The organism is Microbacterium sp. Beta, assembly GCF_005502545.1.
In the GTDB taxonomy this organism is placed as follows: Bacteria; Actinomycetota; Actinomycetes; order Actinomycetales; family Microbacteriaceae; genus Microbacterium; species Microbacterium oxydans.
Genome location: NZ_SCOG01000003.1, coordinates 90,706 through 105,338 on the forward strand (window position 1 = coordinate 90,706; position 14,633 = coordinate 105,338).

18 protein-coding genes are annotated in these 14,633 nt (G+C 67.6%); 14 read left to right on the top strand and 4 right to left on the bottom strand.

All coding sequences use genetic code 11. The features are described 5' to 3' along the window. Window position 1: 1 nt before the first annotated feature. The 10 genes from FFS56_RS04585 to FFS56_RS04630 all read left to right on the top strand — a co-directional run bounded on the left by FFS56_RS04585 (window position 2) and on the right by FFS56_RS04630 (window position 7,880). Window positions 2-730, top strand: a complete 729-nt coding sequence (locus tag FFS56_RS04585) for a 16S rRNA (uracil(1498)-N(3))-methyltransferase (RefSeq protein ID WP_046749198.1) — start codon at window positions 2-4, stop codon at window positions 728-730. Window positions 731-796: 66 nt separating this feature from the next. Beyond that, window positions 797-1,147: an HIT domain-containing protein gene (locus FFS56_RS04590; protein ID WP_046749197.1), complete on the top strand. Its 351-nt coding sequence runs from the start codon at window positions 797-799 to the stop codon at window positions 1,145-1,147. A gap of 79 nt (window positions 1,148-1,226) precedes the next feature. Beyond that, the gene (locus FFS56_RS04595; protein ID WP_231589740.1) at window positions 1,227-2,252 is read left to right on the top strand and encodes a PhoH family protein; all 1,026 of its coding nucleotides are present in this window, start codon (window positions 1,227-1,229) and stop codon (window positions 2,250-2,252) included. After that, entirely contained in the window at window positions 2,249-2,707 is a 459-nt protein-coding gene (gene ybeY, locus FFS56_RS04600) for an rRNA maturation RNase YbeY (RefSeq protein WP_017202321.1), read from the top strand. The genes FFS56_RS04595 and ybeY overlap by 4 nt, the downstream gene beginning before the upstream one ends. Further along, a complete protein-coding gene (locus FFS56_RS04605; protein ID WP_046749196.1) occupies window positions 2,704-3,999 on the top strand; it encodes a hemolysin family protein in 1,296 nt (431 codons plus the stop codon). The genes ybeY and FFS56_RS04605 overlap by 4 nt, the downstream gene beginning before the upstream one ends. Then, complete coding sequence (era, locus tag FFS56_RS04610) at window positions 3,992-4,888, top strand: GTPase Era (protein WP_046749411.1); 897 nt, start codon at window positions 3,992-3,994, stop codon at window positions 4,886-4,888. Before FFS56_RS04605 ends, era begins: the two co-directional genes overlap by 8 nt. A 54-nt stretch (window positions 4,889-4,942) precedes the next feature. Next, window positions 4,943-5,470, top strand: a complete 528-nt coding sequence (locus tag FFS56_RS04615; protein ID WP_046749195.1) for a sigma-70 family RNA polymerase sigma factor — start codon at window positions 4,943-4,945, stop codon at window positions 5,468-5,470. Then, a complete protein-coding gene (locus tag FFS56_RS04620; protein ID WP_046749194.1) occupies window positions 5,463-6,443 on the top strand; it encodes a hypothetical protein in 981 nt (326 codons plus the stop codon). Before FFS56_RS04615 ends, FFS56_RS04620 begins: the two co-directional genes overlap by 8 nt. Then, entirely contained in the window at window positions 6,440-6,913 is a 474-nt protein-coding gene (locus FFS56_RS04625) for a hypothetical protein (protein ID WP_046749193.1), read from the top strand. The genes FFS56_RS04620 and FFS56_RS04625 overlap by 4 nt, the downstream gene beginning before the upstream one ends. Window positions 6,914-6,926: 13 nt before the next feature. After that, window positions 6,927-7,880 carry an NADP-dependent oxidoreductase gene (locus FFS56_RS04630; protein ID WP_046749192.1) on the top strand — a complete coding sequence of 318 codons (954 nt, stop codon included), beginning with the start codon at window positions 6,927-6,929 and terminating at the stop codon, window positions 7,878-7,880. Window position 7,881: 1 nt separating this feature from the next. Here FFS56_RS04630 and FFS56_RS04635 read toward each other — a convergent pair whose 3' ends face one another. Beyond that, window positions 7,882-8,529, bottom strand: a complete 648-nt coding sequence (locus FFS56_RS04635; protein ID WP_052748808.1) for a hypothetical protein — start codon at window positions 8,527-8,529, stop codon at window positions 7,882-7,884. Window positions 8,530-8,722: 193 nt separating this feature from the next. Here FFS56_RS04635 and leuA point away from each other — a divergent pair, with 193 nt between their 5' ends. Then, complete coding sequence (leuA, locus tag FFS56_RS04640) at window positions 8,723-10,477, top strand: 2-isopropylmalate synthase (protein ID WP_046749191.1); 1,755 nt, start codon at window positions 8,723-8,725, stop codon at window positions 10,475-10,477. Window positions 10,478-10,549: 72 nt separating this feature from the next. Here the strand turns inward: leuA and FFS56_RS04645 are convergent, their stop codons facing one another. Continuing rightward, a complete protein-coding gene (locus FFS56_RS04645) occupies window positions 10,550-10,930 on the bottom strand; it encodes a VOC family protein (protein ID WP_046749190.1) in 381 nt (126 codons plus the stop codon). Window positions 10,931-10,996: 66 nt separating this feature from the next. On the opposite strand from FFS56_RS04645, the gene FFS56_RS04650 reads away from it, so the two are divergent. Continuing rightward, entirely contained in the window at window positions 10,997-11,740 is a 744-nt protein-coding gene (locus tag FFS56_RS04650; protein WP_127012116.1) for a TetR/AcrR family transcriptional regulator C-terminal domain-containing protein, read from the top strand. Between the two features lie 5 nt (window positions 11,741-11,745). Here FFS56_RS04650 and FFS56_RS04655 read toward each other — a convergent pair whose 3' ends face one another. After that, window positions 11,746-12,438 (bottom strand): TRIC cation channel family protein, encoded by a 693-nt coding sequence (locus FFS56_RS04655; RefSeq protein WP_127012117.1) that lies wholly within the window; start codon window positions 12,436-12,438, stop codon window positions 11,746-11,748. A 34-nt stretch (window positions 12,439-12,472) separates the two neighbouring features. Here FFS56_RS04655 and recO point away from each other — a divergent pair, with 34 nt between their 5' ends. Together recO and FFS56_RS04665 are read left to right on the top strand one after the other, a co-directional pair. Beyond that, window positions 12,473-13,216 carry a DNA repair protein RecO gene (gene recO, locus FFS56_RS04660; protein ID WP_046749187.1) on the top strand — a complete coding sequence of 248 codons (744 nt, stop codon included), beginning with the start codon at window positions 12,473-12,475 and terminating at the stop codon, window positions 13,214-13,216. Beyond that, on the top strand, window positions 13,213-14,016 hold the full coding sequence (locus tag FFS56_RS04665; protein WP_127012119.1) for an isoprenyl transferase: 804 nt from the start codon (window positions 13,213-13,215) through the stop codon (window positions 14,014-14,016). Before recO ends, FFS56_RS04665 begins: the two co-directional genes overlap by 4 nt. Here FFS56_RS04665 and FFS56_RS04670 read toward each other — a convergent pair. After that, window positions 13,956-14,567 (bottom strand): AAA family ATPase, encoded by a 612-nt coding sequence (locus tag FFS56_RS04670; protein ID WP_127012120.1) that lies wholly within the window; start codon window positions 14,565-14,567, stop codon window positions 13,956-13,958. The two genes, FFS56_RS04665 and FFS56_RS04670, sit on opposite strands and share 61 nt — an antisense overlap. Window positions 14,568-14,633: the final 66 nt, after the last annotated feature.

Here is a 14,633-nt window from a genome sequence, read left to right on the forward strand (position 1 = left end):
CATGGCACTGCACTTCCTCGTCGAATCGTCGACGGATGCCCGAGTCGACGACCTGGTGTCGTTGACCGGAGCCGAAGCCAAGCACGCGGCCGTCGTCCGTCGTCTGCGCGTCGGCGAGGCTGTCACCGTCGGCGACGGCGCGGGCGTGTGGCTGACCGGTGTGGCAGAGGAGGTGTCTCCCTCCCGCGTGGAGGTCCGTGTCGCGGAGCGCGTCGAGCACCCCGCTCCGACGCCTCGGGTCGTTCTGGTACAGGCTCTCGCGAAAGGAGATCGCGATGAGCTCGCCGTGCAGGCGGCCTGCGAACTCGGCGTCGACGAGATCGTTCCCTGGCAGGCGAGTCGGAGCGTCTCGCGGTGGGAGGGCCCGAAGGCGGTGAAGGGACGGGAGCGCTGGGCGACGATCGTCCGCGAGGCCGCCAAGCAAGCACACCGCGCCTGGGTGCCCGCCGTCGCATCACCCGTCTCGACGGCTCAGCTCAGGGAGCGCGCGGCCTCGCAGCGCCTCCTGCTGCTCGACCCGACGGCGCCCACGCGACTGTCGGAGATCGAGCCGGACGGCCGCGACCTGGTGCTGGTGGTGGGACCGGAAGGCGGGATCTCCGACGAGGAGCTGCGTCACCTGACGGAGGCGGGGGCAGAGCGTGTGCTCCTCGGCGAGACGGTGCTCCGTACCTCGACGGCGGGCCCGGCCGCGATCGCCGTGCTGTCGGTGGCACTCGGTCGATGGTGACCCCGCCCGACCGGCACGGGACGGGCCCGAGGTCGTCGTCACGCTCCGGTCAGTAGACTTGACGGTATGACGGAACCCTCGATCTTCACGCGCATTCTGAACGGGGAGATCCCTGCCGACATCATCGGCGAGACCGACCGGCTGTTCGCGCTGCGCGACATCGCCCCGCAGGCGCCCGTGCATCTGCTCGTGGTGCCGAAGTCGGCAGAGTATCGAGATGTCGTCGAGGTCGCGGCCGCAGATCCCTCTCTGCTCGCCGAGATGGTCGCTTTCGCGGGCGAGCTCGCGGCGGAGCACACGGAGGACGGCGACTTCCGCCTCGTCTTCAACACCGGCGCGAACGCCGGACAGACCGTTTTCCACGTCCACGCGCACGTGCTGGCCGGCGGATTGACTGAGAAGAGTGTCGGTGCCTGAGAACCACGAGCCCCAGGAGCGGAGCCTGGGCGGCCGACCTCCCGAGGCGGTCGAGAAGATCTACGCGGACGGCGTCGCCATGGTGCAGCTGCTCGGACCGCAGGACCGGCTGCTGCGGATGCTGGAGCGTGAGCACCGCGATGTGCAGGTGCTCGTCCGTGGCAACGAGATCACACTCAGCGGTGACACCGACGCGGTCGCGAAGGCGAGGGCGCTGGTCGAGGAGCTGCTCGCCATGACGAAGGCCGGGCAGGACCTGGCACCGAGCGACGTGTCCAGTTCCGCGCGGATGCTGCGCCAGGAAGGAGGACCGCGCCCCAGCGAGGTTCTCGGCGAGGCGATCCTGACCACGCGCGGCAAGGTGATCCGTCCGAAGACCCTCGGGCAGAAGGAGTACGTGGACGCGATCGAGGAGAACACGATCGTGTTCGGCATCGGTCCGGCCGGTACGGGCAAGACCTACCTCGCGATGGCCAAGGCCGTCCAGGCGCTCCAGCGCAAGGAGGTCACCAGGATCATCCTCACGCGCCCCGCGGTCGAAGCGGGAGAGCGGCTCGGCTTCCTCCCCGGCACGCTCACCGACAAGATCGATCCATACCTCCGCCCGCTGTACGACGCTCTCAACGAGATGATGGACCCCGAGATCGTCCCTCGCCTGATGGCGACCGGCACGATTGAGGTGGCACCCCTCGCCTACATGCGCGGGCGCACCCTCAACGACTCGTTCGTCGTCCTCGACGAGGCTCAGAACACCACGCCCGAACAGATGAAGATGTTCCTCACGCGTCTCGGTTTCGGCACGCGGATGGTCGTCACGGGCGATATCACGCAGGTCGACCTCCCGCAGGGATCGTCGGGGCTCCGCCTGGTGACCCGAGTGCTCGACGGCATCGACGACATCCATTTCGCCCGTCTCACCAGCGACGATGTGGTACGGCACTCGCTGGTCGGACGCATCGTCGACGCGTACAGCGAGTACGACGAGAAGCGCACCGCAGCGCGATTCGAGCGCGAGCAGGCGGCGGAGTTCGCCAACCGTGCCGATCGCCGAGGAGCACAACGACCTGGACCGCGTGATCGCGCCCCGAAACGAGGACTCTCATGATCGAGATCAACAACGAGTCGGCCATCGACGTCGACGAGACCGTGCTGCAGCGACTGACCGATTTCAATCTCGCGCAGCTGCACGTCAGCCCTGACGCCGAGGTGGCCATCGTCCTCGTCGACGAGGGCGCCATGGAGGCGCTTCACGTGCAGTGGATGGACGAGCCCGGCCCCACCGACGTGCTGAGCTTCCCGATGGATGAGCTGCGCCCCGGTACCGAGGACCGTCCGACCGCCCCCGGCCTGCTCGGCGACATCGTGCTCTGCCCCCAGGTGGCCGAGACGCAGGCGCAGGCGGCAGGACACACCCTGATGGATGAGCTCATCCTGCTCACGACCCACGGTCTGCTGCACCTCCTCGGCTTCGATCACGCCGAGCCCGACGAGGAGCGTGAGATGTTCGGACTGCAGAAGGAGCTGATCCAGGGTTTCGCGGCTGCTGAACGCCGACGATGACTGCTGTTCTCCTCCTGATCGCCGCCGTGCTGCTGGTGGCGTTCGGCGGTCTCATGGCCGCGATCGATGCGGCGTACGGGGTGACCTCGCGTGCCGGACTCGCCGACATGGCGACCGAGGGCCGCAGGGCCAGGGCACTGGAGCGTATCGCCTCAGATCTCGACGCCCACGTGAACGCGGTGGCGTTCATCCGCGTCCTCGCAGAGGTGACGGCAGCCGTGCTCGTGACGGTCGCCTTCACCATCCTGATCGAGAACAACTGGTGGGCGATGCTCGCCGCCGCGGTGCTCATGACGGCGATCACCTTCGTGCTCGTGGGGGCGAGCCCGCGGTCGTTCGGGCGTCAGCACGCCGAGGGCATGATCCGCGGCACCGCGTCGATCGTGCGCGGGCTCCGCATCATCCTCGGCCCCCTCGCGCAAGGCCTGGTCCTGCTGGGAAACCGGGTCACCCCCGGCACGGGGCGCAGCTCCTTCACCAGCGAGGATCAGCTGCTGAGCATGGTCGACGAGGCAGCGTCGAACGATCTCATCGAAGAGGACGACCGCGACCTCATCCACTCCGTCTTCGACTTCACCGACCAGTTCGTCCGCGCCGTGATGGTGCCGCGCACCGAGATGGTGACGGTCGATGCCACGGCGACCACCGACGAGGCGATGGCACTCTTCCTGAACCGCGGCGTGTCCCGGATGCCCGTCGTCGACGACGAGGCCGATGACGTGGTGGGAGTGCTGTACCTCAAGGATCTCGTGCAGTTCGCCTACCGCGACGACAGTGCGTGGCGCGCGGCGTCGATCCGTCCGATCGCGAGGCCGGCGACCTTCGTCCCCGAATCGATGCGAGCGGAGACCCTCCTGCAGCAGATGAAGCGCGATGCCGTGCACGTCTGTCTGGTGATCGATGAGCACGGCGGAATCTCGGGTCTCGTGACTCTCGAGGACCTCATCGAGGAACTCGTCGGCGAGATCTCCGACGAGTACGATCAGGTATCGGCGGAGTTCGTCGATCTCGGTCACGGACGATATCGCGTGAGTGCTCGCCTCTCGCTCGAAGACGTCGGCGATCTGTTCGGGCTCGAGCTCGAGGACGAGGACGTGGATTCGATCGGCGGTCTGCTCGGGAAGGCGCTGGGACAGGTTCCCCAGCCCGGCGCCACGGCGACCGTGGAAGGTCTGGTGCTCACCGGCGGTGCATCGCGGGGGCGTGGACGAGGTATCGCGACGGTGTTCGTGGAACGTGCGGCGGGGGAACCCGACGCTTCGCAGGATGAAGGAGATCGAGACGATGACTGACGACACCCGAAGCGGTTTCGTGACCTTCGTCGGCCGCCCCAACGTCGGGAAGTCGACGCTCACGAACGCCCTCGTCGGCGAGAAGATCGCGATCACGAGCGAGAAGCCGCAGACGACACGTCGCGCTATCCGCGGCATCGTCAATCGGCCGGAGGGGCAGCTCGTCATCGTGGACACCCCGGGGATCCACAAGCCGCGCACGCTGCTCGGCGAGCGGCTGAACGACCTCGTGGAGCAGGTGCTGGGCGACGTCGACGTCATCGGATTCTGCGTTCCTGCGAATGAGAAGGTGGGCCCGGGGGACAGGCGGATCGCGGCATCCCTCGACGGGTACCCGCGCGCGAAGAAGATCGCGATCGTGACCAAGATGGATGCGGCCGGCCGTGACGAGGTCACGGAGCGTTTGCTGGAGGTCGATTCGCTGCGCGAGGACTGGGCCGCGGTCGTCCCGCTGTCCGCCCTCACCCGCGAGCAGCTCGACGTGCTGTCGGACGAGATCCTGACGCTGATGCCGAAGGGGCCCGCGCTGTACCCGGAGGGCATCACGACCGACGAGTCGCAGGAGGACCGGATCGCCGAGATGATCCGCGAGGCCGCTCTCGAGGGCGTGCGCGACGAGCTTCCGCATTCGATCGCCGTCGTCATCGACGACATCGCGCCGAGGGAGGGCACCGACCTCACCGACGTGCACGCATCCATCGTCGTGGAGCGTGACAGCCAGAAGGCGATCATCATCGGGCATAAGGGCAAGCGTCTCAGCGAGGTGGGCGCGCGAGCGCGTGCGGGCATCGAGGAACTGCTGGGGACGCGCGTCTTCCTCGGGTTGCATGTGAAGGTCGCGAAGGAGTGGCAGCGCGACCCGAAACAGCTCGGCAGACTCGGGTTCTGAGATGACATCCGGCACTACGTCGATGGCGGCGGGAAGGCCGCCGACCCCGACGACATGAGCGGCCGCAGCGAAGACCCGAATCCGCTGCGCGACGAGGTCTTCAGCCGGGTGTTCGACGAACACTGGGCAGCCGTTCGGCACCACATCGAGGGCGTGGTCGGCGCCGAGGCCGAGGTCACCGAGATCGTCTCGGAGGTCTTCCTGCTCGCCTGGACGAAGCTGCGCCCTGTCCGTCCGCCGAGTCGGGTCTGGCTTCTGCGGGCAGCTGATCGGCGACTGGGTGCCCGCTCCGGTCGTACGTCAGCACCGCACGGTGTGTTCGATGCCGTGCGTCTCGGCGTCTCCGGCGAGGAAGGTGAACCCGATCCTGTCGGCAGGGTGGCGGTCATGCGTGCTTTGGCTGTCCTCACTCCCCGCCAGAGGCGTATCATCATGCTCACGTACTGGGACGGACTCACGGTGGGGGAGATCGCGGAGTTGTCGCGCACTTCCGAGTTCCGGGTGCGGAAGTCGCTGGGACGTGCGCGGGAACGCCTGCGTGCGGAGCTGGGTCTGGAGGGGCTGATAACGGGTGATGATTGACGATGCCGTACTCGAACGGATGCTGATCGATGCCGATCCCGCACCGACGCCGCGTGAGGCGGCACCCGATGCCCGGGCTCTCGCGACCAGGGATCGTATCCTCCGCACGAGTGCGGCGCCTCGCAGGAGACGTCAGCGGGCGATCGGCTGGGCCTCCGGGCTGACGGCGGTCGCCGCATCCACCGCCCTGGCCTTCGCCGTCTTCTCGCCCCAGGGCGCCGCGGTGGCCGGGATGCCATCGCCTCTCGACTTCGAAGGCTCGACCACGGTCGCGCAGACGGTGGATGACGCGGACGCGGCTCTCGCCGGTCCGACCGGACCCGCAGCGCCGGAGCGCGCCGTGCGGACCGCCTTCTGGGGGTTCTCGGTCGAGGTCGAGGCGAAGGTCAGCAAGGTCGTCCCGCAGCTCTCCACGCTCACGTGGGAACCGGACGGCTCGGGCCGGATGACGATCGTCGCCGGCGTCCCCTACGATCCGGAGGACGCGGTGGCGAGCAACGCCGCCGAGGTGACCAGCAGTGGGGAGGTCGTCACCGACCTCGTCATGGCGCCGGGCGATTTCTACACCCCGTGGACCGACGTGCCGGGCGAGACGCGTCAGGACATGATCGCCATCCTCCGTGCCTTCGGCATGCCGGAGAACCCGACGGCGTACGACGTCGAGGTGGCTTTCACGTCGGTCCTCGACCAGTGGACGCTGACGAACGCGCAGCACCGCGAGCTGCTCGCGCTCCTCGAGGAGGCGCAGGGCGGGGAAGCGCTCGGGATGACGAAGGACCGTCTGGGGCGGGAAGTGAACGGCGTCAGGGTCATATCGCCGGATGGCGCCGCCAGCGATCTGATCCTGGTCTCCCGTGACACCGGCAGGATCGTGGGCGTCGAACGCACCGTGTTGATCGCAGACGACGTCTTCGCCGCCGGTTCGATCATCTCGTATCAGATGTGGGACCTCGATGAGGAGGAGATCAGATGAGGCCGAGGGTTATCGTCGCTGCGACGATGCTGAGCGCAATACTGCTTCTCAGTGCGGCACCGGCGCAGGCTGCTCTGGAGGGCGACGACGCTGTCGCTCCCGAGATCATCGCGATGCTCGAGGAAGTGCCCGGCGGTGTGATCATCGATTCGACGCATGCGGCGTGGCCCGCGCTCGGCATGGAACTCGCGATCGGGACCATCGCGCTCCGGTCGGCGCGTTCGGTCGGGAGCTGTGCGACCGATCGGTTCTGCGCCTACAGCGCCGGGTCGCTCGGCGGCAACAAGCTCACGTTCAGCGTGTGCAGCGTCAACACGATTCCCTCCACGTTCATCGCGAAGTCGGTCGCCAATGCGCGGAGCTCCGGCCACGTGCAGGCGCGAAACGGCAGCACCACGGTCACCACCGTCAACGCGGGAAGCTGGGCGAACCTCGCAGGCACGGTCAACAACCTCCGCTGCGTCCTCTGAGCAGGTCCGAGCGATGACGGCGGTGGTCTCTCGAGCGCGGCACTGGGTCGCCGCGGGGTGGGGTTCGCCCGACCTCTGGGAGTTCGTCGAGCACGACATTCCGGCTCCGGAACACGGAATGGTCACCATTCGCGTCCTCGCCGCCGGGGTGAACCCCGCTGATGCGAAACATGTCGCTGCTGCCCGACCGGGCATCGAGCTGCCGGTGCCGATCGGGTATGAGGTCTCGGGAGAGGTCTCGGCAATCGGCCAGGGTACCCGCATCGGTTCGGGCGCTGTCGACATCGGCGACGAGGTCATCGCCTTCCGCGTGCGAGGCGGCTATGCGACCGCGGTCACCGTCCCGGCTGAGAAGGTCTTCGCGAAGCCCTCCACCCTGACGCATCCGGAGGCGGCGAACCTGCTCCTCGTGGGTACGACTGCCGCGGAGATGCTCGCCGTCACCGGTGCGGCGCCGGGGGAGACGATCCTGCTCCACGGTGCCTCCGGTGCTGTCGGTGCGAGCGTGCTGCAGCAGGCACGCCTGCGCGGCATACGCGTCATCGGAACGGCGAGCGAGTCCCGGTTCGACGAGGTGCGACGATTCGGAGGGCTCCCGGTGCGCTACGGCTCGGGGCTCGCCGCACGTGTGCGCGCTCTGGCGGACGGGCCGATCGCTGCGGCATTGGACGCCGTGGGGACGCACGAAGCGGTGGATGCATCGCTCGAACTGGTAGGCGATCGTCGGCGGATCGTGACCATCGCCGCGGCTGACCGCGCGACGGCCGACGGCATCCTCGCCATCGCCGGCTCCATGCCCGAGAGCGCACGTTTCCGGGATGAGGTCCGCAGCGAGCTGGTCGCTCTGGCGCAGAACGGCGATCTCGTCGTTCCCCTGGCCCGCACGTTTCCGCTCTTCGAGGCACGCGCGGCCCACCGACTCCTCGCCACGGGTCACCCCGGAGGCAAGCTCGCGTTGATCCCGTAGCTCAGTCGATCTCCCGAAGCGCTGAGGTCACGATCACGACGCCGTCACCGAACTCCGCGTCAGCGGCCTCCTGGATGGCACCGTCATCCCACGTGACGCTGAGCCGGACGTAGCCGCGGTCCGTGCTGACGGTGAGCGCCTCTCCACCGAGACGGGTGGCGATGTCGTCCTGGATCCTCGTGAGCTCGTCGGCCGGTGTGGTGCCGTCGACGCCGCCCGTCGGATCCTCCGTTGGGATCGGGTCGAACAACGCGAGCATGATCGGTGGATCGGTGTTGGTGAGCCGTTCACCGTCGTAGGTCGCGTAGACGGCGTATGCGCCCCAGGTGGTCTCTCCGCTGGACTCGCTGCCCTCGAGTCCGGCCCAGGACCAGCCGGCGAGAGGCACTCCGCTGCACTGGGGCGGATGCGATTCCATGATCGCTCCCAGACACAGCTGTACCTCGCCCGCCACATCGAGCACCGTGCCCACGCCGATCACGCGCCCTTCCGGGAGGTCAGGCCGGACGTCTTCGAGCCCCTGCCCTGATGGTGCAGACGTGCTCGTCGGCGCCGCGGAGCCTCCGGGCCCGGAGGTGCAGGCGCTCAGGAGCAGCAGGCCGAAGACGGAGGCGACGGCGAGGGTCAGGCGACGCGGCGATGTGCTCATATCGGGGAGTGTCGACAGCGAAGGAAACGTCTCACACCCGTCGAATCGGCGGAGTCAACCCTGCTAGCATGACCACATGCCTTTCGGCGGTCTGCTTCTTCTTAGCTGCCGCGACGAGTCCTAAAGCTAGGGCCTTCCTCGTCGCGGCGCTTGTGTTGGCCCGTTTACCCTGACGAAGAGAAGAAGCCCCATCATGCAGAACACTCAGCGCCCGTCCGCGATGCCGATCCACAAGTACCGGCCGTTCCACGAGCAGATCACCGTCCAGCTGCCGGACCGCACCTGGCCCGATGCCCGCATCACCGAGGCGCCCCGCTGGTGCGCGGTCGACCTCCGCGACGGCAACCAGGCGCTCATCGACCCGATGTCGCCCGAGCGCAAGCGCGTCATGTTCGAGCTGCTCGTCAGCATGGGGTACAAGGAGATCGAGGTCGGCTTCCCCTCCGCGAGCCAGACCGACTTCGACTTCGTGCGTCAGCTCATCGAGGAGAACCTCATCCCCGACGATGTCACGATCCAGGTCCTGACGCAGGCGCGCGAGCACCTGATCGCCCGCACCTATGAGGCGATCGCGGGAGCGAAGCAGGCCATCGTGCACCTGTACAACTCCACGAGCGTGCTGCAGCGCGAGGTGGTCTTCCGCACCGACAAGCAGGGCATCATCGACATCGCACTCGAGGGCGCCCGGCTGTGCCGGGAGTTCGAGAAGACGATCCCCGACACGAAGGTGTACTACGAGTACTCGCCCGAGAGCTACACGGGGACCGAGCTCGAGTTCGCCGTGGACATCTGCAACCAGGTGATCGAGGTCTTCGAGCCCACGCCCGACCGCAAGGTCATCATCAACCTCCCGGCGACCGTCGAGATGGCATCGCCGAACGTGTATGCCGACTCGATCGAGTGGATGAGCCGCAATCTCGCGCACCGCGAGAACGTGATTCTGTCGCTGCACCCGCACAACGACCGCGGCACCGCGATCGCGGCCGCCGAGCTCGGATACATGGCCGGGGCCGACCGTATCGAAGGCTGCCTGTTCGGCAACGGTGAACGCACCGGCAACGTCGACCTCGTCGCGCTGGGGATCAACATGTTCACGCAGGGCATCGACCCGCAGATCGACTTCAGCGACATCGACCAGGTCAAGCGCACGGTCGAGTACTGCAACCAGCTGCCGGTGCCCGAGCGCAGCCCGTGGGCGGGTGACCTCGTCTTCACGGCATTCAGCGGCTCCCACCAGGACGCGATCAAGAAGGGGTTCGAGGCCATGGCGGCCAAGGCCGAGGCGCAGGGCGTCACGGTGGATGAGATCGAGTGGGCGGTGCCGTACCTGCCCATCGACCCGAAGGACCTCGGTCGCTCCTATGAGGCCGTGATCCGCGTGAACTCGCAGTCCGGCAAGGGTGGCGTCGCCTACCTGCTCAAGGCCGACCACGCGATCGATCTGCCCCGCAAGCTGCAGATCGAGTTCTCCGGAGTCGTGCAGGCCAAGACGGATGCCGAGGGCGGCGAGGTCACCAGCGAGCAGATCTGGTCGATCTTCAACGACGAGTACCTCCCCGCCGCCGACACCGCAGCCAAGTGGGGGCGCTTCGAACTGCTCGCGACCCAGACCCGGAGCGACATGTCGGGCGACGTGGCACTTGACGTGGTGCTCCGCGACGACGATCAGCAAGTGTCCGTCACGGGCAACGGCAACGGTCCGGTCGCGGCGTTCGTCGAGGTGTTGCGTGGACAGGGCTTCGACATCACGGTCTACGACTACGTCGAGCACGCTCTCAGCGCCGGCGGAGACGCGCAGGCCGCGGCCTACGTCGAGCTGCAGGTCGGCGACCAGCGCCTGTGGGGTGTAGGCATCGACGGAGACATCTCCACCGCATCGCTCAAGGCGATCGTCTCGGGTGTGAACCGTTCGATCCGCACGCGTCAGCAGGAGCTGGCAACCGTCTGATCCCGGTTCGAATCGCGCGATCGGTCGTGTCCGTCGACAGGAGGGGACCGATCGCGCGATTCGAGGTAGAGGTCAGTCCACCCACTGCACCAGCTGCCAGATGAGGCCGTTGGGGTCGGCGAACTGACCATAGCGCTCACCCCAGGGTTCAGTCTCCGGAGGGGTGACCACACGAGCGCCTGCGTCGGCGATGCGGGTGAACTCCCGGTCGATATCGTCGACGACGAAGACGATCAGGGTGCCCTGACCGGCGGAGCCGGCGATCTCTTGTGGGCGGAACGTCGAGAGCCCGGTCTGGAGGAAGATCATGTTCGGGACGGGCCCCGGGTGCTGCAACGAGACGAAGCCGTCCGCGGACATCGCCTCCTCGAAGCCGAAGTGCGTCGTGGCGAAGGCGGCGGAGGCCGCCACGTCGGGGACGTTGAACGAGAGGGCGGTCTGAGTGATGTTCACGGTTCTCCATTCCAAAAGTCTGTACAGTGTACAAGGTTAAGGCGGAAGCGGTCTAGGCTATTCCCGATGGCCAAGAATCTCGTCGATCTGCTCTGGCGGCACAGCCCCGCGGCTCCCGTGACCCGCCAGCGCGGGCCGAAGGCACGTCACTCGGCGGATGACGTCGTGGATCGTGCCGTCGCACTGGCCGACGCCGACGGCCTCGGCGCGGTGACGATCCGCTCGCTGGCGCAGTCCCTCGACCTCACCCCGATGTCGATCTACACGCACGTCAACAGTCGCGCCGACCTGCTCGTGCTGATGGCGGATGTGATGCACGCCAGTCTTCGCAGTGAGCCCGCGGAGGCCTCGGGCTGGCGTGGGGCGGTCCGGGCGGTCGCCGAGGACAACCTGCGCCTCTTCCGCGCTCATCCATGGCTCATCGACATCCACGATCCCCGTGTCGCATTCGGCCCTGGCACCATCGCCAAGTACGACCGGGAACTCCATGCTTTCGACGACCTCGGTCTCAGCGACGTGGAGCGTGACGCGGCGCTGAGTTTCGTGCTGGACTTCACTCTCTCTGCGGCGGCTCGGATGCGCGAGGAGCAGCGCGCAGCGGCGTTCGCGGCATCGTGGGCAGAGGCCGCACCGCGTCTGGCGGCCTACCTCGGTGAGGAGATGCCGCTCGCCAGGTCGGTGGGTCGGTCTGCGGGGGAAGCCATGGGCGTTCCCTACGACGCTCGAACGGCGTGGGACTTCGGTCTCGAGCGAGTGATCGACGGACTCGCCGGCATGGTACGCGGCGCGGACCGCCTCCGCGGCACCTGAACCGGTCAGTCCTGAGGCTTCACGATCGCGATCGCGCCGGTCTCCGCGGCGACCTTACGGCGGTAGAGACGGCGCTGCTCCGGGAGCGAGACATCGAACGTCACCGCGAGGATCCGGATCACGGCCGTCACGACGATGCCGATGACCGCCGCGAGGGGAATCGGCATCCCGAGTGCGACGGCGATCACGATGAACGTGCACCCCGCTCCGGCAGCGACCGCATACAGCGAGCCGACGTGCATGATCGCGGTCGGCAGGCCCATCAGCATGTCGCGGAGCACGCTTCCTCCGACCGCGGCACAGACGCCGATGAAGACCGCCGGCACCTCGGGAATCCCGAAGGCGAGGGCCTTGCTCGCGCCGAAGGCGCCGAACATGCCGATCACCACGGCATCGAGGACGACGATGGCGGTGTTCAGGCGGGTGAAGAGCCCGGCGAGCAGCATGCCCAGAAGCGCGGCGCCGGCCGCAGTGACCAGGTACCACTGATTCTGCAGCGTGGCGGGGGTCTGCCCGAGCAGGATGTCGCGGATCAGACCACCGCCCATCCCGATCATGATGCCGATGATGGCCACCCCGAGCCAGTCGAGCCGTCTCTGACCCTGGAAACCCGATGCGAACATCGCGCCCTGGACTCCGCCGAGGCCGACGCCGAGCAGGTCCGCCCAGAGCGGAATGATGAAGAGCGGTTCGGTCACCCGTTCATTCTCGCGCACGGAGGATAATCGAAGGGTGCCCACCTATCGAGACGAAGCGGTGATCCTGCGCACCCACAAACTCGGTGAGGCGGATCGCATCGTCACGATGCTGTCGAGACGGCACGGCAAAGTCCGCGCGGTGGCGAAGGGGGTACGCCGGACGTCGTCCAAGTTCGGCGCCAGGCTCGAGCCGTTCATGGTCGCCGACGTGCAGCTCTACCAGGGCCGCTCGCTCGACATCGTGCAGCAGGCCGAGTCCCTCGGCTCTTACGGCACCGACATCGCCGCACACTACGACCGCTTCACCGCGGCCAACGCCATGGTGGAGACGGCGGACCGTCTGAGCGACGCGGAGGCCACTCCCGATCAGTACCTGCTGCTCGTCGGCGGGCTGCGGGCGTTGTCGCGGGGAGAGCACGTCGCACGGAGCATCCTCGACTCGTACCTGCTGCGGGTGATGTCGCTGTCGGGTTGGGCGCCATCGCTCGACGAGTGCGCCCGCTGCGGCACCCCAGGGCCGCACTCGCGATTCGTCGCTCAGCTCGGTGGGCTCGTCTGCCAGAACTGCGCCCCGGCAGGCAGCCCGCGTGTCGCAGAGAAGACCCTGGCGTTGCTCCGTTCGCTCATCGCGGGGGAGTGGGACGTGATCGACGCAGCGGCGCCGGCCGACACCGCCGCAGCCTCGGGACTTGTCTCCGCGTACGCCCAATGGCACCTGGAGCGCGGCATCCGCTCCCTCTCCCATGTGTCAGACATCACTTCAGAAGGAGCACGGTGAGCCCGAAGCCCTATACGCACAAGGACGCCGTCCCCTATCGACCGCTGGACTGGACAGGTTCGTACCCGCCCGCGTTCCGGTCCGTGCCCGAGCACGTGGCGATCGTCATGGACGGCAACGGCCGGTGGGCGAACCGCCGGGGACTCAACCGCATCGAGGGGCACAAGGCGGGGGAGGAGGTCTTGCTCGACGTGGTCGCCGGCGCGATCCAGGCGGGGGTCAAGCACCTCTCGGTGTACGCCTTCTCGACCGAGAACTGGGCGCGTTCGCCGGAAGAGGTCCGCTTCCTCATGGGTTACAACCGCGACGTCCTGCACCGCCGTCGCGATCAGCTCAACGAATGGGGTGTGCGCATCCGCTGGGCCGGCCGCAAGCCGCGCCTGTGGGGCAGCGTCATCAAGGAGTTGCAGCACGCTGAGCGACTGACCCGCGACAATGACGTGCTCACGCTCACGATGTGCGTCAACTACGGCGGCAGGGTCGAACTCGTGGATGCCATGCGGGCGATCGCCGACGATGTCGTGGCAGGGCGCGTGAAGCCCAAGGCGATCACCGAGAAGATGATCCGCCGCCATCTGTACGTCCCCGACATGCCGGACGTCGATCTGTTCCTGCGCAGCTCGGGCGAACAACGCACCTCGAACTTCCTACTGTGGCAGTCGGCATACGCCGAGATGGTCTTCCTCGACACGCTCTGGCCCGATTTCTCGCGCGAGGAGCTGTGGCGGGCGATCGGGATCTATCTGGCGCGCGACCGTCGCTTCGGCGGTGCGATCGACGTTCCCGACGCCTCTGCCTGAGCACGCAGCCACCGTCTCGTCTCCCGCGGATGACGGAGACGGACGATCGTGAGGTGCGGGAAGCGCTCCTGCAACGCGGGGAAGCGCTCCGTCCACTTGTGAAGTGTCGCTGCCTGCCACGCGAGGATGTTCTCCTCCGGATCACGGCGGAACATGGTCCACGGCCCCTTCTCGCGGTTGCCGTTCCAGAGCTCGAGCCGCAGCACGCCTCGAGCCAGCGTGCGCCGGATCAGGCGGCCTCGCACCACGCGGTACGGGTAGTCGAGCCAGATCGCGAGCTGTGCGCGCGGGGGGAGGATGTCGTCCGTTCCCTTGCTCGTGTACTGCCACTCGGTGATCCAGTGCTCCTCCGCTGCCAAGGCCCGCACGTCGTCGAGGAACTCGGGGCGCGGCGTCCACTCGGGGCCGTGGAACAGGCCGTCGATCTCCACATGGCGCAGGTTCCACAGGCGGGCCAGCCGTCGGGCGAGCGTGGTCTTGCCGGACCCTGAGACGCCGGCGACGAGCACGCGCTCGGGGACGGAGGGCAGCGGGTCTTCGGCGGAGAGCATCCGAGAATCCTATCCGCGGCTCGGATCGGGTTCGGAATAGCCCGTAGGTGCATGCGGTTGCATAGC